Raw genomic sequence first — 24,273 nt, 5'->3', positions numbered from 1 at the left:
GCGGAGGGGGCTGCGGGGCGCTGCGGGACGGGTCCGCCCGGGTGGCGGAGTTGTCCACAGTCGGCCCGTCGTCCACAGCCGGCCGCGGCATTCGCGCACGCCGTGCAGCATGGGATCAACGCACGGCGATCAGCACACAGTGATCAGCACACGGCGATCAGCACACGTCGGTCCGCACACGTCGATCCGCGCACAGCGATCAGCGCATGCGATCACAGTGCGGCGACAACGTATGGCGACAGCGCATGGCGACAGCACACAGCGAGCAACGCGCAGCGAGCGATCAACGCGCGGCGACAGCGAACGGGGGCGGTTTCGGTGAACGAGACGATGGTGACGTTGGTGGGGAACGCCGCGACGGCGGTGGAGCACCGGCTGACGACGGCGGGTGTGCCGGTGGCGAGGTTCCGGCTGGCGGCGACCTCCCGGCGCTGGGACAAGGCGCGGGAGTGCTGGAGCGACGGGGAGACGAGTTTCTACACGGTCCGCTCCTGGCGCGCGCTCGCGGACAACGTCGCCGCGTCGGTCGCGGTCGGGGAACCTCTGGTGGTCCAGGGCAGGTTGAGGCTGCGGGAGGGGGAGCAGCCGCCGGAGCGGGGCGGGCAGCGCTGGTTCTCGGCGGAGATCGACGCGGTGGCGATCGGCCACGATCTCGCACGGGGCACCGCCGCGTTCCGCAGGGTGGTGCGGGCCCGTACGGATCCGCTGCCGCCGCAGCGGGGTTCGTCCGAACCGGCTCCGAACGCCGGGAAATCGGAGCAGGCGGATACCGCGAATTTCGTTGAATCAACAACTGCGGGGGAAGGGCCTATCGAGTCCAAAGCGCCGGCCATGGATGAAGCGAGGACTGCGCCCATCGCAACAACTATGACCGACGCAACAACTGCGACCGGTACGACAGCCATGCTCGAAGTGACAACCGCGCCCGACGCGACAACTTCAACGGAAGAAAGAACTGCTGCCGGAGTGTGAACTGCCGCGCATGAACCGCGGCTGGAGCGACAACGGCGTACGGGGCGACAGCGGCGGTGGAACGGCGGCAACAAGCGCCCTGGAAGCGGCAGTCGGCGCGGCCGGGGCAACAGCGGCGGCCGGGTCGCCAATTGCGAAAGCCGCACCCTGTGCCGCCGGTCACCGAGGTCGGGCGCCACTGCCCAGGAGGGGGCGAGGGCGATTCGCCTGAGAAGGTGTCAGTGCCCTGAAAAGTCCCGGAGATTTGTCGATAATGCCAGGTCAGCGGGGGCGTGCGTGGTAACGATTGCGATTCGGATCGCTTGCTGGACGTCATTCCTGGGGAACGGGTTGCGCCCGCTCCATAGGATCCGACAAGTGCTCACGGGGGCTGAACTATTCGGCTGTTGAGTTCTTTGCGATCTTTCCGGCGAGGCACCCTCCCCAATCGACGCTTCGCCTATGAGGAGAAATTCATGCTTTCGATGAAGAGGCGGGGCGCAGCCCGCCTTGCCGCTGTGGCCATGGCCTCGGGCCTGGTCGCGGCGGGTGCGATAGCCACCGCGGGGACCGCCGCGGCGGACGACGTCACACCCTCGCGCGGGGGTGCCATCGCCACGCTCGGTGGTCTGAAGACCTTCGACCAGGCGATCGTGCACGGCAACGGGCACGACCAGCGCATCGGTGCCGGTCTCTTCGAGATGTCGGTCGACAACGGCGGCACGCTTCAGACGTACTGCATCGACATCCACAACCCGACGCAGCGCCAGGCGAAGTACCAGGAAGTGCCCTGGAAGGAGTCCTCGCTCCACAACAACGCGGACGCGGGCAAGATCCGCTGGATCCTCCAGAACTCCTACCCCCAGGTGAACGACCTCGCCGCGCTCGCGGCCAAGGCCGGGTCCGGGACCCTGAGCGAGAAGACCGCCGCGGCCGCCACCCAGGTCGCGATCTGGCGCTTCTCCGACCACGTCAAGGTGGACGCGGTCGACCCGGCGGCCGAGAAGCTCGCCGACTACCTGGAGAAGAACGCGCAGAGCGTCGCCGAGCCCAAGGCGTCGCTGACCCTGGACCCGCCGGCCGTCTCCGGCAAGTCCGGCAACAAGCTCGGCCCGGTCACCGTCCACACCAACGCCGACAACGTCACGGTCGCCCCGGCGGCCAACGCGCCGGCCGGCGTCAAGATCGTCGGCAAGGACGGCAAGCCCGTCACCGGTGCCGCCGACGGTGCCCAGCTGTTCTTCGACGTGCCCGCGGGCGCGGCCGACGGCAGCGCCTCGCTCACCGCCCAGGCCGCCACCAAGGTCCCGGTCGGCCGTGCCTTCACCGGTATCGGTGAGCACGCCAAGAGCCAGACCCAGATCCTGGCCGGCTCCAGCGAGTCCACGGTCTCCGCGACCGCCACCGCCTCCTGGAAGAAGGAGGGTGCCATCCCGGCGATCACCGCCGAGAAGAACTGCACCAAGGGCGGTGTGGACGTCACGACCTCCAACAAGGGCGACCAGGCGTTCCACTTCCAGCTCTCCGGCAAGAACTACACGGTCGCGCCGGGCGCCTCGCAGACCGTGACCGTGCCGGTGGGCGAGGACCAGCCGTACCAGATCACGGTCAAGGGTGACGGCGGCATCTCGAAGTCCTTCTCCGGCGTCCTGGACTGCAAGACCGTCGGCAGCGGCGGCGGCACGCCCCCCGCGAAGCCGAGCCCGGCCACGGCCGGCGGCAGCAGCACCGGTGGCGGTAGCGCCACGGCCGGCGGCAGCACCGGCGCCACCAACGGCGGCGACCTCGCCGAGACCGGCTCCAGCAGCGCCACCCCGGTGATCGCGGGTGTCGCGGTCGCGCTGGTCCTGGCCGGCGGCGGCGCGGTGTTCTTCCTCCGCAAGAAGAAGGCCCCCACCGCATAGTGACCGACCGGTGACAGTCCGGTGACCGGCCGACGGCCGGCCACCGGCTGACCCGACACCCCGTGGCCCCGGAGCGCACCCGCGCCCCGGGGCCACGGGCGTCCGCCCCCGGCCCCGCCCACGCCTCCCGTGGGCCGTCCGTCCGGCGGATCCCGTTTCCATCCCGGTACGGGCGTACGGCAAGATGGGTGTATCTGCCCTCGCGCGGCCACGCCGCACCATGGCCCACGCGGCGGAGCCGCACACCCACCAGACAGATCCAGACTGCCGGACGGTTTCTCTTGGCTGAGTACATCTACACGATGCGCAAGACGCGCAAGGCGCACGGCGACAAGGTCATCCTCGATGACGTGACGCTGAGCTTCCTGCCAGGCGCGAAGATCGGTGTCGTGGGCCCCAACGGCGCCGGTAAGTCCACGGTGCTGAAGATCATGGCCGGTCTTGAGCAGCCTTCGAACGGTGACGCGTTCCTCTCCCCGGGCTACTCCGTCGGCATGCTCCTCCAGGAGCCGCCGCTGGACGAGTCCAAGACCGTGCTGGAGAACGTCCAGGACGGCGCCGCCGAGATCATGGGCAAGCTCAAGCGCTTCAACGAGGTCGCCGAACTGATGGCGACCGACTACTCCGACGCGCTGATGGAGGAGATGGGCAAGCTCCAGGAGGACCTCGACCACGCCAACGCGTGGGACCTGGACACCCAGCTCGAACAGGCCATGGACGCGCTCGGCTGCCCGCCCGGCGACTGGCCGGTCACCAACCTCTCCGGTGGTGAGCGCCGCCGCGTCGCGCTCTGCAAGCTCCTGCTGGAGGCGCCCGACCTGCTGCTCCTCGACGAGCCCACCAACCACCTGGACGCCGAGTCCGTGCAGTGGCTGGAGCAGCACCTCGCGAAGTACCCCGGCACCGTCGTCGCCGTCACCCACGACCGGTACTTCCTCGACAACGTCGCCGGCTGGATCCTGGAGCTCGACCGCGGCCGCGCCATCGGCTACGAGGGCAACTACTCCACGTACCTGGAGACCAAGCAGACCCGCCTCAAGGTCGAGGGCCAGAAGGACGCCAAGCGCGCCAAGCGGCTGAAGGAAGAGCTGGAGTGGGTCCGCTCCAACGCGAAGGGGCGGCAGGCCAAGTCCAAGGCCCGGCTCGCGCGTTACGAGGAGATGGCCGCCGAGGCCGACAAGATGCGGAAGCTGGACTTCGAGGAGATCCAGATCCCGCCGGGCCCGCGCCTGGGCAGTGTCGTCGTCGAGGTCGAGAAGCTGTCGAAGGCGTTCGGCGACAAGGTCCTCATCGACGACCTCTCCTTCACGCTGCCGCGTAACGGCATCGTCGGCGTCATCGGTCCGAACGGCGCGGGCAAGACCACGCTGTTCAAGATGATCCAGGGCCTGGAGACCCCCGACTCCGGTCAGATCAAGGTCGGCGAGACCGTCAAGATCTCCTACATCGACCAGAACCGCGAGAACATCGACCCCAAGAAGACCCTGTGGGCCGTGGTCTCCGACGAACTGGACTACATCAACGTCGGCCAGGTCGAGATGCCCTCGCGCGCCTACGTCTCGGCGTTCGGCTTCAAGGGCCCGGACCAGCAGAAGCCGGCCGGGGTCCTCTCCGGCGGTGAGCGCAACCGCCTCAACCTGGCGCTCACCCTCAAGCAGGGCGGCAACCTGCTGCTCCTCGACGAGCCGACCAACGACCTCGACGTCGAGACGCTCTCCTCCCTGGAGAACGCCCTGCTGGAGTTCCCGGGCGCCGCGGTGGTCGTCTCCCACGACCGCTGGTTCCTGGACCGCGTCGCCACGCACATCCTGGCGTACGAGGGCGACTCCAAGTGGTTCTGGTTCGAGGGCAACTTCGAGTCGTACGAGAAGAACAAGATCGAGCGGCTCGGCGCGGACGCGGCCCGCCCGCACCGTGCCACGTACAAGAAGCTGACCCGGGGCTGAGGGTCGTGCGACACCTCTACTCCTGCCCGCTGCGCTGGTCGGACATGGACGCGTTCGGCCATGTCAACAACGCGGTGTTCGTCCGCTACCTCGAAGAGGCGCGGATCGACTTCATGCGCCGGCTGGCGCCGGGGGACGGCAGCCCGTCGTTCACCGGCGGCTCGGTCGTCGCCCGGCACGAGATCGACTATGTGCGGCCGCTGGTGCACCGGCACGCCCCGGTGGCCATCGAGCTGTGGGTCACGAAGGTCAACGCCGCGTCGATGACCATCGGGTACGAGATCAAGGACGAGGACACCCTCTACCTCCGGGCCTCGACCGTCGTCGTCCCCTACGACTTCGCCGAAGGACGTCCCCGCCGCATCACCGCGGAGGAGAAGACCGTCCTGAAGGAGTACCTGGACGACGCCGCACAGCAGGAGGGGGCCGTCGCCGTATGACGGCGTTGCGCCTGGCCGGTGCCGGGGAGGCGGCCGATCTCGCCGCCTTCCTGGCCCGGCTGCTCCACTACGACCGCGCCGCCGCGGTACGGCTCCAGGCCACCGGCGGCGTGCTCGCCGTCTTCGGCCGCCCGCCGTCCTTCGAGGTGCTGGCGATCCGCACCGCCCGGCTGGCCGACGACCTCGCCCTGGACGTCACCGTCTCCGCGGGCGAACTCCTCGAAGGCGTCGCGGAACCGGCCGGCGTCCTGACCGTGCCCGCCGCGGTCACCGGCCCGCCCTGGGCCGGGGTCCTGCCGCCCCGCGGCGGCTGGCGCCGGGTGCCGGGACTGCCCGCGCCCGAGGCGCTGGTGCGCACGGTGGCCGCCGCGGTCGCCGAGTTCCGCGCCCGCGACGAGGCGCTGCCGCCGCAGCACCGCACCCGCGCCGAACGGGACCGGATCGGCCGGGAGATCTGGTCGCGCACCCTCGGCGACACCCACCTCCCGCTGCGCGCCGTGCACGCCGCCCAGTCCCTGGGCTTCCTGCGCCCCGCGCATGCCGGCGCCCTGGCCGGCGGCGGCACCTCGCCTGCCGCCCCCGCCCCCCAGCCGCTGTCCCTGCTCGCCGCCGGCGGCTGGCTGCGGCTGAGCACCCCCTACGGCTCGATCGCCGTACGGACGGGTGGCGCGGCAGGGCTCACGGGACTGTCGGGGCTGACGGTCACACCGAGCTGACGGTCGCACCGGCCTGAGGGGACCCGCCGGACCGGTGCTCACCCGGAGCTGAGCGTCCGGCCGCCGCGCGGACCGGCACCGTACCCCGGTCCGGTCCGGTCCTGGTACGGGGGCCGGTCCGCCCCGCCCGGCCGGCGACCGCCCCTCGGCTCCCCGGCCCCCGGCTAACCGGCCCCCGGCTCCCCGGCCGCAGCACCGGCCGGTCCCGCGCCACCACTGTCGCCGTTGCTCTGGGCGCCGCCGCCGCGGCCGTCGTCGCCGCTGCCCCTGTCGCCCCGCGTCCGCGCCGCGCCGTCCGCCGTATGGTCCGGCCACACCCCGATGTGATCGCTCTCCAGCTCCAGCAGGACGCGGTGCGCCATGCCCAGGCTTCGGGTGTACTCGGCGGGCAGCTGGAGGCGGCCCGCGCGGTCGAGCATCGCGTACTCGCGGGCGACCAGCGACTCCTGGCCGGTCGCGGCGTCCCGCTCGGTGCGCCGCAGCACTTCCGAGGACGTACGGCCGTCCCGGATCGCCACCGTGCGCCGGACCTCGTCCGCGACCGCCTGGTCATGGGTGACGATCACGATCGTCGTGCCCAGCTCCGCGTTGGCGGTGCGGAACGCGCCGAAGACCTGCTCGGCGGTGTGCGAGTCCAGCTCACCGGTCGGCTCGTCGGCCAGCAGTACGGACGGTGTGTTGGCCAGCGCCACCGCGATGGCGGTGCGCTGCTGTTCGCCGCCGGAGAGCTGGTGCGGGCGGCGGTCGCGGCAGTGGTCGAGGGAGAGCATCGACAGCAGTTCCCCGGCCGCCTTCGTGCGCTCGGCGCGGCGCCGCCCGCCGCGCAGCTGCATCGGCAGCGTCACGTTCTGCAACGCGGTCAGATACGGCAGGAGATTGCGGGCGGTCTGCTGCCAGACGAAGCCGACGACGTCCCGGCGGTAGCCGAGCCGGGCCTTGGCGTCCATCGTCAGCAGATCGCGCCCGGCGACCTTGGCGGCGCCGGCCGTCGGCACGTCCTGGCCCGCGAGGATGTTCATCAGGGTGGACTTGCCGCTGCCGGACGCCCCGACCAGCGCCATCAACTCGCCCTCGGCGACCAGCAGATCGAGTCCCTGGAGGGCCTGCACCTCCACCCCGTCGGTGCTGAAGACCCGCACCAGCCGGTCGCAGGAGATCAGCGCGTCGTGCCCGTACTCGGGCCGTCCGCGCCGGGCCGCCGCCCGGCGTTCCAGTTCGGCGAGGCCGGCGGGTTCGGCGGGCCGGGGCCGGGCGGACGCCGCACCGGACGCCGCACCGGCGGCCGGCTCCCGCGTCGGGCCGGGCGTGGCCGGCGGTGTGCCTTCGGGCCGGGTCATTGGGTGTCCCCCGCTCTCAACTCGGTGCTCTCACGCCGTCGTCCGCTCAGCCACGCCTGGACCAGGACCACGGCGAGAGCCAGTGCGACCACGCCCGCCGACGGCAGCAGGAGGGACGCGGAATCGGTGTACAGACGTACGGTGCCCAGGTCCGCGGCCGCGCCGGGCAGCGCGAGCGGTGTCAGATCCATACCGGGGCTCAGCAGCCGGATGGCGGCGGCACCGACGAGCGCACCGCCGAGGGCCGCCAGCAGGGCCTGCGGCAGGGCCTCCAGCACCATCAGACGGCGCCCCTGGGACGGCGTCAGCCCCATGGTGCGCAGCCGGGCCAGCAGCTGGGTGCGCTGCGGGGCGGCCTGGAGGAGGGAGAGGAGCAGGGCGAGCAGGGCGTAGCCCGCACCGGCCCCCACGGCGGCCGCGTAGAGCTGTTCGGCGCCCTGCTGGAGCGGCGAGTCGGCGTACTTCGCGCGCGCGTCGGAGCGCAGGACGAGGCGGGCGGGGCGGGCCGCGACGGGGTGGGCGCGGACGGCGGCGCGCAGCGCCCCGGCGTCCAGGGAACGGCCGGAGACCAGCAGGACGGTGGCGCCGGTGGCGGGATCGGCGAAGGTGTCCGGGTGGATCCGGGCCACACTTCTGGCGTCGATGACGACGAAGTCGCCGCCGGGCTGGGCCGGGGTGTCCGCGCGGATCACCCGGGGGCGGACGGTGAGCAGGCCGACCTCCGGTTGCAGGGTCATCGGGGCGGTGCCGAAGCGGGTGACGAAGCTGGGGGAGACCAGGGCGGGCAGCGGCCCGTCGCCGCCGGGATCGGCCAGCTCCCCGGCGTCGAAGGCGCCGAGGCCGGTGGCGCGGGACAGCCGGGCATAGGTCCCGGCGTCCGCGATCACCACCTGGAGCGGCGGGCCGTTGTCGTCGGCGGCCTGCACATTGATACGGACCGGCACCGCGTCCTGGACGCCCGGCACCTTCGTGACGGCCCCGGCCAGCTTCGCGGGCAGCGGCGCGTCGGAGGAGATCCGGGCATCGGCGCCGACCGCGGCCAGCGCCGCCCGCTCCCGCCCCCGGTCCACCCCGGCGAGTACCGAACCGCCGAAGGACGCCGTGGTCAGCGCCACCAGCAGGGCCAGCAGTGGCAGCCCCGCGGTGGCCGGGGCACGGCCCGCGCGGGCGAGCGAGAGGAAACCGATCAGCCCCCGGGTACGGGCGGCGGGGCGGGCCGCCAGCCGCAGCGGCAGGGGGTAGAGCCGCATCAGGACCAGTGCCGCGATCACCCCGATCAGCACCGGCGCGGCGCTGACCAGGGCATCGACACCGGCGCCGGACGCGGTGCTGCGGCGGCGCAGGGCGGCCACCGCGCCGACGGCCAGTACCAGCACGGTGAGTTCGGCGACCGTACGGCGCCGGGAGGGGCGGACCCGGGCCAGGTCCGCGCGGCCGGCGGGCCGCGGGCGGCGGTGCGTGGCGGCCGCCCGCAGCGGCAGGGCGAGCGTGCCCAGCAGACCGGTCACGGCCGCGGCGCACAGCGGGACGAACACCTGCTCGCCGGGCACCAGGAGCAGCGCCAGACCGCCGCCGGCCGCGGCCGCGGGCAGCGCCGCCGCCGCGGTCTCCGCCGTCAGCCGCCCGGTCAGCCCGGCCAGCGACGCGCCGCGGGCCCGCAGCAGCGCCAGTTCCGGGCGCCGCCGGGCGGCGGCCAGTTGGCCGGTCATCAGCAGCGCGACACCGGCGACGGTACCGATCCCGAAGGCGGCCACCGCGACGACCGGCGCGACCGTGTCCCGCATCCGCTCGAAGGCGTCCAGCAGACCGGTCACCGCACTGTCGGCGAACGCGCCGTTGCCCGCGACGGACCGCAACCGCACCAGCCCGGGGCCGTGTTCGAGGGAGCGCAGCCGGTCCCGCAGGACCGGCACGTCGTGGACGGTGAGCGCGTCCGTGTCGACGGGATAGCGCCAGTACTTCTCCGGAGCGCCGCCGGTGGACAGCAGCGCCGCGCCGTCGTCGGGGGACAGCAGCAGACCGGCGCTCCAGAACTTCTGGGGCGGCATGGCGGCGGTCGAATCCTGCCGGGCGGCGGCCATCAGCGGTTCGGCGGACCAGTACGCGCCCTGCGGCTCGCGCGGCGTGAGCAGCCCGCTGACCCGCACCGTCAGGCCGTTCAGGTGCAGTTCGCTGCCGACCCGCAGCCGCAGGGTCCGAGCGGTGGCGGTGGTGACGGCCGCTTCCAGGGTGCGCGACCCCGGGGCGGCGGCGCGCGGCAGCCGCCCCTGGGCGACGGCACTGTGCGCGTCGAGGCCGGACGCCGCCCAGAGGGAGAACGCGGGGGCGACCTCGTCGAGCCGGGGCAGCCAGGCGTCCCGCGCGGACATCGGCTTCGTGGTGCGGACGCCGTGCACGGACTGGCCGTCGACGATCCGCAGCGGAGCGGTGAACTGGCCCCGGACGGCCCGGTCCAGGCGGGCGATCTCCTGGCCGGAGTAAGCGGCGGCGGGGTCGGCCGTCGGGTCGGCGGCGAACGCGTCGGACTGCCCGACGGTGATCTGCACCGTCCGGTCGCCGGGCGTCGCCGAGGCCAGCGCGTACCGGGCGCCGCGGGACTCGTACGCCTCCACACCGCGCGGGAACGCCGCCGCCAGAAATGCAGTGACCAGTACCAGTACGGCCAGCCCGAGCGCCGCGCCGCGCGCGGTGCGCAGCCGGATCCGGAGCCAGCTCGTCCAGGTGAGCGCGTTCACCGGAGATCACCTCCCGGGACCGGCACGGGGGCCGGGGCGGAGCGGCCGGCGCTGCCCGGCGGCCGGTGGATGCCGGGCGGGCGCGGGCAGCCGTGCGGCGAAGTGGTCATCTCACAGGGCTCCTTGGCTGCGCAGGGCCTGGACGGGGTCGCCGCGGCGCAGCCCGACGGCGGCGACGACCACGAGCGGGACCGCCGCCACGGCGGCGAGCAGCACCGCCACCGGGCCGGCCGGGAGTTCCACCAGGACCGGCGGCACCGGGCGGCCGGCCTGTTCCGTCAGGACGACGAGGGGCACCACCGCCCGGGTCAGCACGGTGCCCAGGGCCAGGCCGACGGCGAGCGCCAGCGCGATCAGCACGCCCTGTTCCGCCGCGATCATCCGGGCCAGCTGCGGGCGGGGCGCGCCCAGCGCCCGCAGCACGGCGAATTCCCGGGCGCGTTCGCGGACCGAGCCGGCGGCGCTGACCGCGAAGCCGACCGCCGCCAGCGCCACCGCGACGGCCGCCGCGGCGGTCAGCGCGGTCTGCGGGCCCAGGCCCAGCGGATCGTCGCGCAGCTGCCGGGCGATTTCGTCCCGCACCAGCACCTGACCGGGGTCGGTGTCGGGACGGGCCCGCAGCGCGGCCACGGCCTCGGCCGCCGCGCCGGGGGCGGGGCGCAGCCACCACTCGCCGGCGGCCAGCGGCGCCGCACCCCGGTCGGCCAGCGCCTCGTTGACCGCACCGAAGTCGACCAGCAGCCCGCCGGTGGCGCCGGCCGGCGCGTCCGCCGGTCCCGGCAGCGCCCGGACGGCCCGCACGATCCTCGCCTTCAGCGGCTGCCCGCTCACCGGCACCTCGATGGTCGCGCCGACCGCGGAGCCGCTGTCGCGCAGAAAGGCGTCGGTGGCGACGGCCGCCAGCGGCGGACGCTCCGGGTGCGCGGCGGTGATGCGCAGCTCCGTCACCGCCGCCTCGAAGGCGTCCGGGGCGGCACCGCTCTCGTACGTCTGCGACAGCAGTGCGCCGGCCGGCCCCTCGGCCCGGTCCGCCTTCGGGCCGAACGGCTCGTCCCGGTAGCTGCTCTTGTCGGTCACCCCGGCCTGCCAGCGCAGGGACCCCGGCGCGGTGAGCGGACGGTCCGTGCCGTCCGCGGTGACGGCCTGCGCGGCGTCGAGGGTCAGCCGCTGTCGGTGCGAGACCTGCGTCTGGGCCAGGTCGACGAGGAGCCCGGTCAGCCGCAGCGGCCCGGCCGGGCGGCCCGCCGGGGCGCCCGCCGCGGCGGCGAGGTCCACGGTGAAGGTGTGCGGCCGGCCGTCGGCCGCGAGCCGGTCCAGCGGCATCGGGTACGGGACGCCGTAGCGGTCGGTGATCAGTGCGGTGAGGTCCGCCGGGACCGGCCCGGTGTCGTGCCGCGGCGCGTTCGGGTCGTACATCCCGGGCCGTTTCCCGGCCCGGGGCGGCAGCGCCGCCAGATCGCGCAGGGTCGCGGTCAGCCGCAGCCGGCCGGTGTCCGCGGGCAGTTCGAGACCGGCCGCCGCCCCGGTCTTCGGCGCCACCTCGGCCAGCATGCCGTCCGCGGCCGTGCCGCGCGGGGCGTCCGCGGCGCCGCCCAGCAGATCGCCGCGGAGCAGCAGCGCCCCCTGGGCCCGCCGGGTGTCCAGGGCGAGCAGCGTCGAGCTCCGGCCGCCCGACAGCGTCAGATCGGCCTGGCCCATGGGCAGCGCGGCGGCCACCCCCGGCACGTCCGCGAGCGCCCCGCCCTGCCCCAACTGCGGTGTCCGGCTCGCCAGTACGCGCACCGCCGCACCCGCCCGGAAGTCCGCCTGGTCGTCCTGCGAACGGTTCCAGGAGGCGCCCTGGCCGATCGACAGCATGCCCAGCGCGCCGGCCAGCACCAGCAGCACCGGGCCCGCACCGCGCAGCGGACGGCGGCTGATCTGCCAGCCCGCCAGCGCCGCGGCCAGCCCCCGGCCGCCGGCCGCCGCGCGCTCGGCGAGCCGGGCGGCGAGCGGCAGCAGCCGCAGCGTCAGCACCGTACCGGCGAGCAGGGCCAGCGCGGGGGCGGTCACCAGCACCGGGTCGATGCCCAGTCGGCCCCCCGTGTCGCCGGTCAGCACCCCGCCGCCGGCACCCCCGGCACCGTCCCCCGTCCGGCGTTGCAGCTGCCAGTACGCGACCCCGGCGATCACCAGCAGCCCGAGGTCCGCGCCCGCGCGCACCGCGCCGGGCAGCGCCCGCGCCCGTACCCGCGCCTCGTCCGCCCCGGCCCGCAGCAGCGCGGGCGCCGCCACCGCGGCGGCGCAGCCCAGCGCCACCGCACCGCCGGTCAGCCAGGTCGTGCCGGTCAGGCCGGAGTCCAGCGGCAGTCCGATCCGGGCCAACGCGCCATGGTCCGCGAGCAGTCGCAGCAGCGGCCCGGCCAGCAGCGGGGCCCCGACCGCGGCCGGCACCGCCAGCAGCAGCGACTCGGCGAAGGCCAGCCCCGCGATCTGCCGCCGCGCACCACCCCGGGCCCGCAGCAGCGCCGTCTCGCTCGTCCGCTCGGTGCTCAGCATCCGCGCCACCAGCAGCAGCGCATAGCCGGCGAGCAGGATCAGTTGCAGTGCGACGATCAGGATCGCCGACCGGTTGACCAGCAGCGCCCGCTGCAACGTCCCGAGCGCGTCCGGCAGTTCGGTGGTCGCCGAGACCTGCCCCGCGAACGCCGGATCGGCCATCAGCCGCCGCGGGGCCGGGCGGGCGGCGGCGCTCAGCGCGGGCAGCCGGTCCGCGGTCAGGGTGCGGAAGTCGGCGGTGGCGAGCCAGGCCGCGGAGTCCTGGACGAGCGGCCCGCCGCGGAACGCCGCCGGGTCGGTGAGCAGCGGCCCGTACGTGGTGAAGCCGAGCGTGCGCACCCCGCGCCCGCCGAGCTCGTCGAGCTGCCAGTACGGATCGGTGCGGTCCTTGGGCCGGTAGACCCCGGTGACCCGGACCGCCAGATGGGCGGGGCCCGACAGCCGGTTGTCGAGGGTGAGCGCGCGGCCGGGCCGGACACCGAGCCGGGCCGCCGCGGCCTCCGGCAGCGCCACCTGGAGCGGACCCCCGTCCCGGGACGGCGCCGCGGGCCAGCTGCCACCGGTGAGCGTGATGCGGGAGCGGTCCAGGGCCGCGAGGTGGGTGAGATCGGGCTCGCCCTTGCGCGCGGCCGGCGGCTGGAGCGCGCGGGGCAGTGCGTACGGCCCGGAGCGGACCAGTGTCCGTACGGTGAACGGCAGCCCGTCGAAGGCTTCCCGGGCGCCCTTGTCGACCGCCCGGCCCGCGGCTTCCCGTCTGTCGGCGGGCAGTTGGGCCTTCACCTGGAGGGCGGCGGACGCCGCGGCGCGGGTACCCAGGGCCTGGCGCAGCCCGGCGTCGCCGATGGCGTCGGAGAATGCGGAGAGGGTCGCCAGCACGGTGGTGGTCAGCAGCACCGACAGCAGGGCGGCGGACAACAGCAGACGGTGCGCGCGCACGCGAAGAAAGATGAAGCCGGACACGGTTCCCCCAGGCGCGGTCAGCACCGAAAGCTTGTCCGGATGCTGTCAGAGGGACGGTGCGAGGTCAGCGGGTGAAGGTCGGTCTTGACTGGATTGTGACGAGAGCAATTCGGCCGATGACCGGTGGAATCGCCGGAATGCCACCATCCCGCGCGCCCAGGGCCCGGACTCCGGTGCGGTACGTGCTCGGACGGTTACGGCCCCGCGGGGCGGGCGGCGGCCCGCGCGTCCGTCACTCCCCGGCGTTGATCATCGAAGCGGCCGCGTAGGTGAGGTAGTTCCACAGCTGCTCCTGGTGGTCCTCGGCGAGCCCGAGGGAGTCCACGGCCTCCCGCATGTGCCGCAGCCACGCGTCGTGCGCGGCGCGGTCCACGGTGAACGGGGCGTGCCGCATCCGCAGCCGGGGATGGCCGCGGCCCTCGCTGTACGTCCGGGGGCCGCCCCAGTACTGCATGAGGAAGAGCGTGAACCGCTCCTCGGCCGGACCCAGGTCCTCCTCCGGGTACATCGGCCGCAGCAGCGGGTCCTCGGCGACGCCCTGGTAGAAGCGGTGCACCAGGCGACGGAAGGTCTCCTCACCGCCGACCTGCTCGTAGAAGGTCTGCTCCTGAACCGTGCCGCGCGGAATCTTGTTCACCCGTCCATGGTGGCAGACGCGCCGGCCGAGGACTCCGGACGTAGGTCACCGTGGGCGGGCGCGGGCGCCGGGCGCGCCGCGGGCACCGGACGGAGGACAGTGGAGCTGAGGACGGTGGAGACATGGGCGGCGGTACGGATACGGACCGGGCGGCCGCGGCACGGGCCCGGCTCGTCCGGCTGATCACACGCGGCGGCGGCCTCGCCGACCCGCGCTGGCGGGCGGCGTTCGCGCAGGTGCCGCGCCATCTGTTCGTGCCGTACTACTACGAGAGCGTGGCCGGCGGCTACGAGCGGCTGGCCGCCGACGATCCCGACCCGCTGCGGCGGGCCCGCTGGCTGCGCGGCGCCTACCGCGACGTCCCGCTGGTCACCCGGGTACGCGACGCGGAGCTGCTCTCCTCCAGCAGCCAGCCGTCCCTGATGGCCCGGATGCTCGACGCGCTCGCCGTCACGGACGGCTGCCGGGCGCTGGAGATCGGCACGGGCAGCGGTTACAACGCGGCGCTGCTGTGCCACCGGCTCGGCGACCGGGCGGTGACCACCATCGACCTGGAGCCGGAGATCACCGCCACCGCCCGGACGCAGCTGGCGGCGGCCGGCCACCGGCCCGAGATCGTCACCGGTGACGGGGCGCGGGGCTGCCCGCGGCGCGCGCCGTTCGACCGGATCATCGCGACCTGCGCGCTCGCCTCCGTACCGGTGGCCTGGACGGGGCAGTGCGCGGACGGGGCGAGGATCGTGGCGCCGCTGGCCACCGGAGTGCTCGCGCTGACGGTGGCGCCCGGCGGCGAGCGGGCGGAGGGCCGGTTCCTGGCGACCCCGGCGTTCTTCGTCCCGCTGCGCGGTACGGACCCGGCGGCGGGGGAGGGCGCACCGGCCGCCGGCGCGGGCCACGGCCTGCCGCCGGAGGCGCTGTACGACGACCGGTTCCAGTTCCTGCTGGCACTCGGCGCGGGCAGCCTGCTGCCGCAGGAGGCGTACGCACTGTGGCGGCGCGAACACCGGCCGGGCCGCGAACGCTACGGCCTCACGGTGGAGGGGCACCGCCAGTGGGCGTGGCTGGACGCCCCCGGCGGCCCGTACGCATGGGAGCTGCGCTGAGCTGAGCGAACGGGCGGCCGGGGCGGGCACCGGCCGGAGCCGGGCCGGGGCGTGACCGGCGGGTCACACCCCGGCGGCGGCTCGGGCGACGGGACACACCCGGGGCGGGCGGACCGCTCTGATGCCGTGACCGGCAAGGTCTGCCCCGTGCGGAGCGCCGTCCGGTGCATGCGATCGCCAGGCGGCCGGAAGTCCTTGCAGCGGAGCTACCAGGACTTTTGGCCAACGCGGCGAGCGTGCGTGCGGGGCGGCGCTACGGGGCAGCGCCTGCCGGGAGGGGCACTAGCCGCGCCGGACCGTGAGGGTCGTCCAGGCGCCGACGTGCACCCGGTCGCCCTCATGGAGCGGCACCGGCACATACGGCTGGATCGGGTCCTCGGCGAGGTTGATCGTCGTGCCGTTGGTCGAGTTCTGGTCGACCACCGCCCAGCTGCCGTCCGGCTGATGCACCAGCAGCGCGTGCTGGTGCGAGACGCCCGGGTCCTCCGGCGGGCGGCCCAGATCGACGTCCGGGGCCTCGCCGGTGCTGGGCCGGCGGCGGCCGATCGCGAGCTGGTTGCCCGCGAGCTGGAGCACCTGCTCGGGGGAGTACGCGGGGAGGTTGAGCCCCGCCGCCTCCGGGCCGCTGCGGCCCATCATCGCCGTGAAGTACTCGCGGTCCGGCGCGATGGCCACCACCCAGCCCGCGCCGACGACGGGCACCGGGCCCTGCGGCGGCGCCGCGGGCCCCTGGCCGGTGCCGGGCCCACCGTGCCACTGCTGCTCCGGCTGCTGCCCCGGCGCCTGGTGCTGCTGGGGCGGCGGGGTCTGCTGCGGTGGCTCGAACGGGCCGGGCTGCTGCGGGGTCTGCTGCGGCGGGTCGTACGGGCCGGGCTGCTGCTGCGGCTCGAACGGAGCAGGCTGCTGGGGCGTCTGCTGCGGCGGGTCGTACGGGCCCGGCTGCTGCGGCGGGAACGGCGCGGGCGGCTGCTGCTCGAACGGGGCCTGCGGGCCGGGCGGCGGGCCCGGCTGCGGGGGCGCCATCGGCGGGGCAGCGGTCTGCGTGCTCGGCGGGTTCAGGGTCCAGTCGTCGTCGGGGCCGCGCCGCCCCGGACCGGACAGACCGGCCGGACCGGGGCCCTGGCCGGGAGCGGGCATACCGGGCGGCGGGCCGGGATGGCCGCCGGGGCCGGGCTGGCCGGACGGGGGGCTCTGCGGCGGCGGCGGGAAGCCGTAGCCGTCCTGGCCGCCCTGGGTGCCGGGGCCCGGCACGGGCGGCGGCGGGAAACCGTAACCGCCCGGACCGCCCTGCGTGCCGGGAGCGGAGCCGGGAACCGGGCCGGGGCCGGGCATCGGCGGCGGGAAGCCGTAACCCCCCTGACCGCCCTGGGGACCGGGCATACCGGGCGGCGGGCCGGGCTGTCCCGGCGGCTGGCTGCCCGGCGGGGCGTAGGACGTCGCGGAGTGCGTGAGGAAGTTGTAGCGGCACTCCTCACAGAACGGTGCCCCCGCCTCACGCGGCGTACGGCACTGCGGGCACTGCTCGGGCTGCCCCGGCTGACCCGGGCCGGGCATGGGCGGCGGGAAGCCGTAGCCACCCTGGGGACCGGGACCGGGACCCGGCGCGGGCGGCGGCGGGAAGCCGTAGCCGCCCGGACCGCCCGGACCGTTCTGACCGCCCTGGGGACCGGGTCCGGGTCCGCCGGGTGGCGGCCCCGGCTGGCCGGTCGGCTGGCCGGGCGGCGTGTTCAGGAATCCCGCAGGCAGGGGGGGCGGCGGGGGGACAGCGCCCGCCATCCGGTGGCCGCACACCTCGCACCAGTCTTCGGCCACCGACTGGTGGCCGTTCGGGCAGGTCGGCATGTCGGTTCTTCCCCCTCCGTACCATGTCTTCCGGTGGTACTTCTCGGTACTTCTCGATGGTTATTTCTTGACGCGAACGGTCTTCGTCGAGCGGGTTTCGAGGGTCATCTCGTCCGCCTCGGCGACCTTCGCCTTCAGTCGCACAGTACCGGTCGCCGCATCGACGACGTCCACCACCTTCGCCAGCAGTTTCGCGGTGTCCGCGTTTCCCGAGGCGTTCGCCAACTGCACGGCCCGCCCCAGTTTCGCGGTGGCAAAGCCCACATCACCCGACTTGCGGGCATCCATTCCCTGCTGGATGACCTGCGCCAGTTCCGCCTGCCCTGTGTAGTGCGCCACCTGCGGATCGATCGACGTCGAAGCGGCCGTGTCGTCCGTCCACACCGCCCGTACCAGCCCCTGGGCCAGGGTCTGCGGCGGTGCGCCGTCCGGCGCGGCGATGATCAACGAGACCCGGGCGGCCAGCATCTCCCGGCCGACACCGGCGTCCGGCACCCGCACGCAGAGGTGGTAGTCACGGGACTCGTCCCCCCACGAACCGGTCGGATAGTCCCCCGACCGGGGGCCCGACTCGACCCGCCGTCCGGTCAAGTCCTCGACAACGGGGGCCACTTGCTTCACGAACGCGACCTCCGCGCCCTGCGGTGTCCACAGCCGCAGCGCGACATCGGCGACCTCCTTGCCCATCGCCGTCTCCATCATCCGCGTGAAGTCGGCGGTCAGCCCGGCCGGATCGGCGACGATATCGGCGGTGCCGAGCAGCGCGGAGGCGATGCCGGTGACCTCCTTGACCTCCCAGTCCGTGCCGACGCCGCGGACATCGCAGGTGAACCGCCCGGAGCAGGCGGCCAGGGTGCCCCGGAGCTCCTCCGGCGTCTCGTGCTCGTTACGGCCGTCGGTGAGCAGGATGCCGTGCCGGATGGTGACGTCCGCGGACGACAGCAGCCGGTCGGCCAGCCGCAGCCAGCCGCCGATGGCCGTACCGCCGCCCGCGCTCAGCTTCTCCAGCGCGGCCTTGGCCTGGGCGCGGGTGGCCGGGGAGGCGACGGCCGGCCGGCCACCGCCGGGGTAGATCTCGGTGGCCCGGTGCGTACCGGCGACGACCGCGAGGGCCACACCGTCGCGGACGGTGTCGATCGCGGCGGCCGTCGCCCGGCGGGCGTGGCGCAGCTTCGTCGGCGGATGGTCCATCGACCCGGAACAGTCCACCATGATCACCACCCCGGCGTCCGGGCCGTCCGGGCCGTGCGGATTGTCCGGCCCGGCGGCCGGCTTCGGTCTGCCGCCGGTCGTGCCGCCCCCGGTCGCGGTGACCGTCACGATGGCGTGCACCTCACGCCCGCCCTCGGGGAGGTGGACGTTCTGGTACACCTCGGCGGAGAAATGCGGCACCTGCGATTTGGCGAAATTGGCCATCTTTCCGCTCCTCGGTACTCCGTGCGGCTCCTTGGATTCCGTACCGGCCGGGCGCTCAGGCCGGTCCCGTCCGCCCCGGCTGCGCGGGGAACGGCACCACCGCCACGGTGATGTTGTCGTGGCCGCCGCCGTCGAGGGCGTGCGCGACCAGCGTCCGGGCGCTGTGCAGCGGCCTGCGGGGCGCGTCGAGGGGCAGTACCCCGGCCATCCGGTCGGCGGTCTCGGCGTAGTTCCACAGCCCGTCCGTGCACACCAGCACGACACCCGGACCGTCCGGCTTGAAGGACGCGGTGTGCGGTTCGACCTCGTACGCGTCCGCGCCGAGCCAGCCGGTGATGGCGTGCGCGCGCACATCGGCGTACGCCTCGGCCTCGGACATCAGGTCGTTGGCGACCATCTGCGCGGCCCATGAGTCGTCCTCGGTGAGGCGGGCGGCGGGCGCCGAGCGGTCGTCGGGCACCCAGTACGCGCGGCTGTCGCCGACCCAGCCCACGGTCAGCAGCCCGCCGCCGACCACCGCGCCGACGAAGGTGCAGGCCGGGGCGTTCTGCTGGCGGTACCGGTCGTGCTGCTGGGCCCCGGCGGGCTCGGCGGCCAGGGCGTTGACGGCCGCGGAGGCCGCGATGATCGCCTCGTGCATGGCCTGCTGGGGGTGCGTGCCGCGCGGCACCGACGCCAGCAGCGCCGCGCCCGCGGCCTCGGACGCGGCCTGGGACGCCTCGTCCGGACGGGTCGCGGAGGAGACACCGTCGCAGACCACCGCGATCACGGCGGGCGTACCGTCCGGCAGGGCGGTGACGGAGACCGCGAAGTAGTCCTCGTTGCGGTGATGGCGGTGCCCGCGGTCGCTGACCGCCGCCACCCCCGTCAACTCGCGCTCCATATGGTCGCGTTGGCGTGGCCGGGCGTGGCCGCAGTGCTCGCAGTAGCCGTCGGCGGCCACGGACCCCGTCCGGCAGGCCGCACAGAGCGGGGCGGCCTGGGTGCCCGGAGTGCCTGTGGCGTCCGGGGTACTCGGGGTGTCCGGGGCAGGTGTGTTCCGCGGCCCGGGGGCGGCGGTGACGGGTGACGGGGGAGGCCCGGCCTCGGGGGCGGCCTCGGGAGCGGCGCCGGCGGTGGCGACCGCGGACTCGGCGGTTTCGGGGGCGGCGGATTCAGGAGCCCGGCCGGTTCCGGCGGTGCCGGTGGTTCCGGTGGGTCCAGCGATTCCGGCCGCCCCGGCTGCCGTGGCGGTTCCGGCGGCCTCGGCCGACGCGGCGTCAGGGGCGGTTGGGGAACCGCCGATCCGCGGATCGCCGGCCGGGGCGGGCGCGGCGACGGCCGGGCCGACAGGGCCGACAGGGCCGACCGGGCCAACTGGACCAGCCGGACCGGGAAACGCGGGCGGCGCGACGACGCCGGGCGGGGCCGGTGGCGCGGGCGGCCCGGCCGGCGCCGTCGGCCCGTACGCGGCGGGGCCGCCGGCCGCACCGCGCAGCGAGATCGTCGGATTCCCGTCCGGTGGCACGGCGGCCGGTACGAGGCCGACGCCGCACCGCCCGCAGAAGTTGTCCCCCACATCGAGCGGCTCGTCGCAGCTCGGACACCTGGACGGCCCAGTCACACCCATGTCACACCCACGTCCTGGGGCGGAAGCGGTTGGCCCGTTCCACCAGCTCGATCCTTTCCTCGCCACGCTGCGCCAGCCGCGCGAGCAGCCGGTACGACCGCTCCAGGCCGAACCGCAGGCCGCGCTCGTCCAGCGTGCTGCCGAGCAGCGCCGCCCGGCCGGCCGCGGCCTGCCCGCCGTCCGGCCCGGCACCGTGGCTCCCGGAGAGTACCCAGTCCAGGGCGCTGCCCAGTACCTCGGTGACCAGTTGTGCGCGGCGCCCGGGGTCCAGCCCGAACTCCGCCAGCGCCTCGATCTGTTCCGCGGCGGCGAGCAGGTCCGCCAGCAGCGCATCGTGCGCGCTGCGCTGCCGCAGCCGGGCGCGGACCGCCGCGATCCGCGCCGCCGTGTAGTGGATGGACGACTCCGGGACGGACTCCAGTGCCGCCACCGCCCCCGCCCGGTCGCCCGTCGCCAGCCGCACCCGGGCCAGCGCGAACGCGGCGCTGACGAAACCGTGGTCGGCCGTCCACACCAGACGGTAGTACTCCGCGGCGTTGTCCAGCTGCCCCAGCAGCTCCGCGCAGACGCCCAGCGCCAGCTTCGGCGCCGGCTCGCCGGGGAACGCGTCGTAGACCGCGTCGAAGGACAGCGCGGCGCTCGCGCGGTCCCCGGTCACCAGCGACACCAGGCCGCGGTTCCACACCACCCGCCAGTCGTCGTCCCACCCCCCGCCGGACGCCGACTCAAGGTCCGCGAGCACCGCTTCCGCCGCCGCACCGTCACCCAGCTCCAGCCGCGCCCGCAGTTCGCGCAGCCGGGTCTCCAGGGAATCGGCGGGCGCCGAACGCAGCGCGCCGACCAGTTCGGCCGGGGCGGCGGCCAGCAGCGTGGCCAGGAAACCGGCGTTGGGGTCGGCCGGATCGACCCGCGGCACCGGCAGCGCCAGCACGGCGGCCCCGATGTCCAGCGGCCGCAGCACCGGACCACCGGGCGCCCCGCCCTCCGGCACGGCCGCCCCGTCCGGCGCCTCCGCACCGCGTTCCCGTTCGCCTTCTTCTGCTCCCGCCGCCCGCAAGGCCCCGCGCCGCCCCCCGGACACCCCGCGCCCCGGTGCCACCGCCCGGCCGCCGAGCAGCGAACTGTCGCCCCGCGCGGCCGCCATCAACTCCACGTCCACCACACGCAGTTCAGGACCGAAAAGCTTGGACAGCGCCGGCCGCGGCTCACCCGACTGGAGCGCCACCACCTCCCGCAGCACGCCCGTCAGCTGCTCGGCCATCTCCTCCGCGGACGCGAACCGGCGCGCCCGGTCCGGGTCCGTGGCCCGCACCAGCAGCCGGTAGAAGGACTCGTAGGTACGGAACACCTCGATGTTGTCCGGATCCGGCAGGGAGTCCACGAAGATGTTCGTATAGCCCTGGAAGTCGAAGGTGAGGACGGCGAGGGTGCGCGCGACGGTGTACAGGTCGGAGGCGACCGACGGACCCAGCTCGGCGACCTCCGGCGCCTGATAGCCGATCGTGCCGTAGATCGCGCTCGCGCCGTCGTCCATCCGGCGCACCGCGCCCATGTCGATCAGCTTGAGCTGGTCGTTCTGCTGAATGGCGTTGTCGACCTTGAAATCGCAGTACAGGAGGTTGCGGCTGTGCAGATGACCGAGCGCCTCCAGCGCCTCTATGCCGTACGCGCACGCCTGCTCGACCGGCAGTGGATCGCGCCGTCCCTGGGCCGTACGCCGCTCGTTGGCGATCTCCTTGAGCGACCTGCCGCCGACGTACTCCATGACGATGTAGCCGTCCAGACTGCCCGTCGACGGATCGAGATGCTCCACGAAGTTGTAGATCCGCACGATGTTGGCGTGCTCGATCTCGGCGAGAAACCGCCGCTCGGACACCGCCACCGCCAGCGCCTCCTCGTCGCCGGTGTCCAGCAGACCCTTGAGCACCACCCAGCGGTCGGAGACGGCACGGTCGATCGCCAGATAGATCCAGCCGAGCCCACCGTGCGCCAGACAGCCCACCACCTCGTACTGACCGTGCACGATGTCACCGGCCCGCAGCTTCGGCACAAAGCTGTACGGATGGCCGCACTTGGTGCAGAACCCTTCCGTGCGCCCCGCCCGCCCACCGCGCGCCCGCCCGACCGGCGCCCCGCACTCCCCGCGGCTGCAGAACCGCTTCCGCTCGGGGACCTCCGGATTCTCCAGCACCGCCGTCCGCGGATCGGGCCGCGGCACCTGCGGCACCGTCACCAGCCCCGCGCCCAGCCGCCCGCGCCCCGAACCCGACCCGGAACCCGGCCCGCTGCCGCGCGCCGACACCGAAACCGATCCGTTGCTGCCGCTGCCGCTGCCGCTGCCGCGTGCCGACACCGAGACCGCCGACGCCTCACGCGTCGGCTCACCCCCGGACGACGAACCCGACAGCCACCCCGACGCCGAACGGCGCGAGGCCGGGGAACGCGCCCCGGCAGCGGACCGGCCCGCCGCCCCGGCGGACTGATGGGTGCCGGCCGTACCGCCGCCGGACCCCGCACCCGCCGGCGTCCGGCCGGTCAGCCCCGTGGGCGCCGCGGACAGCAGCCCATCGGGCGAGACGACCGGCGCGAGCCCGCACACACCGCAGTACAGCTCCCCGCCGCCGACATCCTCATAGGTCCCCTCACACCCCGGCCGCTGGCACGGCACATCCGCCCGGTCCGTCACGATTCCCCCCTGCCGTCCGCCTGTTCCGGCACCCACGCCTCCGCGGCCGCCCGCTGATAGCGCAGCACCGCCTGTTCGGCCACCCGCAGATCACACGGCGCGCTCCACAGCATCCGGCGGGCCACGTCGTACCGCTCGGCCAGCAGCGGATCCCCGGCCAGACCGTGCCGGGCGACCTTCGCCCGGTACGCGTCCAGCCGGCCCCGCAGCTCGGCACGGACCGCCAGCGGCGCGGTCACCGCCGTCAACGACTCGCGGGCCCGGTGCAGTTCGTCCTCCGCCCGCTCCTCCAGGCTGTCCAGCAGCGGCGACAGCCGGTGCCACTGCGCCCGCCTGCGGTAGTCGACGGCCGCCGCCAACTGCTCGTGCAACACCGTCGAAGGGCCGCTGACCGCGGGCACCTCGGTCGAGGCGATCTTCGCCAGCACCTCACCGCGCGCCTGCCGCGCCTCGGTCAGCGTACGGTCCGCCCGGGACAGGACGTCACGCAGCCGCATCAGCCGCTGCTCCGCGTCCTGCCGCACATCCAGCACCGCCTCGATCTCCCGCCGGACGTCCTCCAGCGCACGGGCCGCACGGTCATAGCGCTCGGTATCGGGCCGGCCCCCGCCGGGCGCCGAACTCCCCGTCGACGACGACACCCAGAACGCCAGCGGATCCGCCACCACCTGGCCGCGCAACCGCGACAGCTCGTCCGTGATCCGCTCCAGATCATCGCCCGCCGGATGCTCCCCGGGACGCACCCCCACCGAATGCGCCAGCGACCGTGTGCGCTGCAACTCGGCGGCGAGCAGATCGATCCGGGCCGGCAGCGCCGACCAGACCGCGTCGGCGGCCACGATGACATCCAGCGACCGCGCGTACAGCCCGTTCATCTGCTCGACCAGCTCCGCCAGACTGAACCGCTCGCTCAGCCGGGCCGGCCCGCCCTCCGCCGCCGCGGCCGCACCCGCGACCGTCACCGCACTGCCGTACAACAGCTCCGTCAGCTCCGCGAGATCCGCCGGGGACGGCCACCGCCGCCGCGCCCGCAGCTCACGCACCGCCGTCACGGCGGCCGTATAGGTGTCGAAATACGACCACAGGGCCGTGACCGACCGCTCGGCGGCGGCCCAGCGGTCCCTGGTCGTACCGGCCAGCTCGGCGCCCTCCAGAAGCCTGCGGCCCGCATGGTCCTGCAACGCGAGCAGCGACGTCTCGATCGCCTCGTGCTCGGCGTCGAGCCGCGCCAGGGCGCGATCCACCTCCTCCCGGCCCGGCACCGGGGCATCGGGCCGCCCCGCGGAGCCGGGGAAGGGTCCAGGGGCCCCCATCGATCACCTCTCCAATGTGCGTACGGCGCTTGGCGGTCGCGGCGGTGCGGCGGCAACCACTGCCGCGCCCCTCCGCTCCCTCGATTCCTTCAGATCCCGCAGCTCGCCCGGCTCGCCCGGCTCCGCCGGCTCTCTCGGCT

The 24,273-nt window shown here is 74.6% G+C and carries 15 protein-coding genes; 6 read left to right on the top strand and 9 right to left on the bottom strand.

All coding sequences use genetic code 11. The features are described from left to right. The first annotated feature begins 318 nt into the window (after window positions 1-318). The 5 genes from ACLJWH_RS17075 (at window position 319) to ACLJWH_RS17055 (ending at window position 5,957) form a co-directional block, all read left to right on the top strand. Window positions 319-972, top strand: coding sequence for a single-stranded DNA-binding protein (locus ACLJWH_RS17075; protein WP_411142544.1), 654 nt, complete (start codon window positions 319-321; stop codon window positions 970-972). Window positions 973-1,427: 455 nt separating this feature from the next. Then, entirely contained in the window at window positions 1,428-2,855 is a 1,428-nt protein-coding gene (locus ACLJWH_RS17070) for a Cys-Gln thioester bond-forming surface protein (RefSeq protein ID WP_411142543.1), read from the top strand. 281 nt (window positions 2,856-3,136) lie between these two features. Then, window positions 3,137-4,801, top strand: a complete 1,665-nt coding sequence (ettA, locus tag ACLJWH_RS17065) for an energy-dependent translational throttle protein EttA (protein WP_094794986.1) — start codon at window positions 3,137-3,139, stop codon at window positions 4,799-4,801. Window positions 4,802-4,806: 5 nt separating this feature from the next. After that, window positions 4,807-5,241 (top strand): acyl-CoA thioesterase, encoded by a 435-nt coding sequence (locus tag ACLJWH_RS17060; RefSeq protein WP_411142542.1) that lies wholly within the window; start codon window positions 4,807-4,809, stop codon window positions 5,239-5,241. Further along, complete coding sequence (locus ACLJWH_RS17055; RefSeq protein WP_411142541.1) at window positions 5,238-5,957, top strand: hypothetical protein; 720 nt, start codon at window positions 5,238-5,240, stop codon at window positions 5,955-5,957. Before ACLJWH_RS17060 ends, ACLJWH_RS17055 begins: the two co-directional genes overlap by 4 nt. 164 nt (window positions 5,958-6,121) lie before the next feature. On the opposite strand, the gene ACLJWH_RS17050 is transcribed toward ACLJWH_RS17055, so the two are convergent. The 4 genes from ACLJWH_RS17050 to ACLJWH_RS17035 all read right to left on the bottom strand — a co-directional run bounded on the left by ACLJWH_RS17050 (window position 6,122) and on the right by ACLJWH_RS17035 (window position 14,164). After that, entirely contained in the window at window positions 6,122-7,294 is a 1,173-nt protein-coding gene (locus ACLJWH_RS17050) for an ABC transporter ATP-binding protein (RefSeq protein WP_411142540.1), read from the bottom strand. Continuing rightward, the gene (locus tag ACLJWH_RS17045; RefSeq protein ID WP_411142539.1) at window positions 7,291-10,029 is read right to left on the bottom strand and encodes an FtsX-like permease family protein; all 2,739 of its coding nucleotides are present in this window, start codon (window positions 10,027-10,029) and stop codon (window positions 7,291-7,293) included. Before ACLJWH_RS17045 ends, ACLJWH_RS17050 begins: the two co-directional genes overlap by 4 nt. A 111-nt stretch (window positions 10,030-10,140) precedes the next feature. Continuing rightward, entirely contained in the window at window positions 10,141-13,527 is a 3,387-nt protein-coding gene (locus ACLJWH_RS17040) for an FtsX-like permease family protein (protein ID WP_411142538.1), read from the bottom strand. Between the two features lie 232 nt (window positions 13,528-13,759). Further along, window positions 13,760-14,164 carry a globin gene (locus tag ACLJWH_RS17035; RefSeq protein WP_411142537.1) on the bottom strand — a complete coding sequence of 135 codons (405 nt, stop codon included), beginning with the start codon at window positions 14,162-14,164 and terminating at the stop codon, window positions 13,760-13,762. 122 nt (window positions 14,165-14,286) lie between these two features. Between ACLJWH_RS17035 and ACLJWH_RS17030 the strand changes: the two genes are divergently transcribed. Then, the gene (locus tag ACLJWH_RS17030) at window positions 14,287-15,267 is read left to right on the top strand and encodes a methyltransferase domain-containing protein (RefSeq protein WP_411142536.1); all 981 of its coding nucleotides are present in this window, start codon (window positions 14,287-14,289) and stop codon (window positions 15,265-15,267) included. A 282-nt stretch (window positions 15,268-15,549) separates the two neighbouring features. On the opposite strand, the gene ACLJWH_RS17025 is transcribed toward ACLJWH_RS17030, so the two are convergent. Genes ACLJWH_RS17025 through ACLJWH_RS17005 form a run of 5 tightly spaced genes read right to left on the bottom strand, consistent with a single transcriptional unit; the run spans window position 15,550 to window position 24,133 of the window. Next, the gene (locus ACLJWH_RS17025) at window positions 15,550-17,109 is read right to left on the bottom strand and encodes an FHA domain-containing protein (RefSeq protein WP_411142535.1); all 1,560 of its coding nucleotides are present in this window, start codon (window positions 17,107-17,109) and stop codon (window positions 15,550-15,552) included. A gap of 60 nt (window positions 17,110-17,169) precedes the next feature. Further along, a complete protein-coding gene (locus ACLJWH_RS17020) occupies window positions 17,170-18,525 on the bottom strand; it encodes a VWA domain-containing protein (RefSeq protein ID WP_411142534.1) in 1,356 nt (451 codons plus the stop codon). 55 nt (window positions 18,526-18,580) lie between these two features. Next, window positions 18,581-20,083, bottom strand: a complete 1,503-nt coding sequence (locus ACLJWH_RS17015; RefSeq protein WP_411142533.1) for a PP2C family protein-serine/threonine phosphatase — start codon at window positions 20,081-20,083, stop codon at window positions 18,581-18,583. A 52-nt stretch (window positions 20,084-20,135) separates the two neighbouring features. Continuing rightward, window positions 20,136-22,820 (bottom strand): tetratricopeptide repeat protein, encoded by a 2,685-nt coding sequence (locus ACLJWH_RS17010; protein WP_411142532.1) that lies wholly within the window; start codon window positions 22,818-22,820, stop codon window positions 20,136-20,138. Then, window positions 22,817-24,133: a hypothetical protein gene (locus tag ACLJWH_RS17005; RefSeq protein ID WP_411142531.1), complete on the bottom strand. Its 1,317-nt coding sequence runs from the start codon at window positions 24,131-24,133 to the stop codon at window positions 22,817-22,819. The genes ACLJWH_RS17010 and ACLJWH_RS17005 overlap by 4 nt, the downstream gene beginning before the upstream one ends. Window positions 24,134-24,273 lie beyond the last annotated feature (140 nt).

The sequence above is a fragment of the Streptomyces sp. x-80 genome (assembly GCF_046549095.1).
In the GTDB taxonomy this organism is placed as follows: domain Bacteria; phylum Actinomycetota; class Actinomycetes; order Streptomycetales; family Streptomycetaceae; genus Streptomyces; species Streptomyces celluloflavus.
Note: the sequence above shows the minus strand (reverse complement) of the source record. Positions and strands in the feature narration are given on the sequence as shown.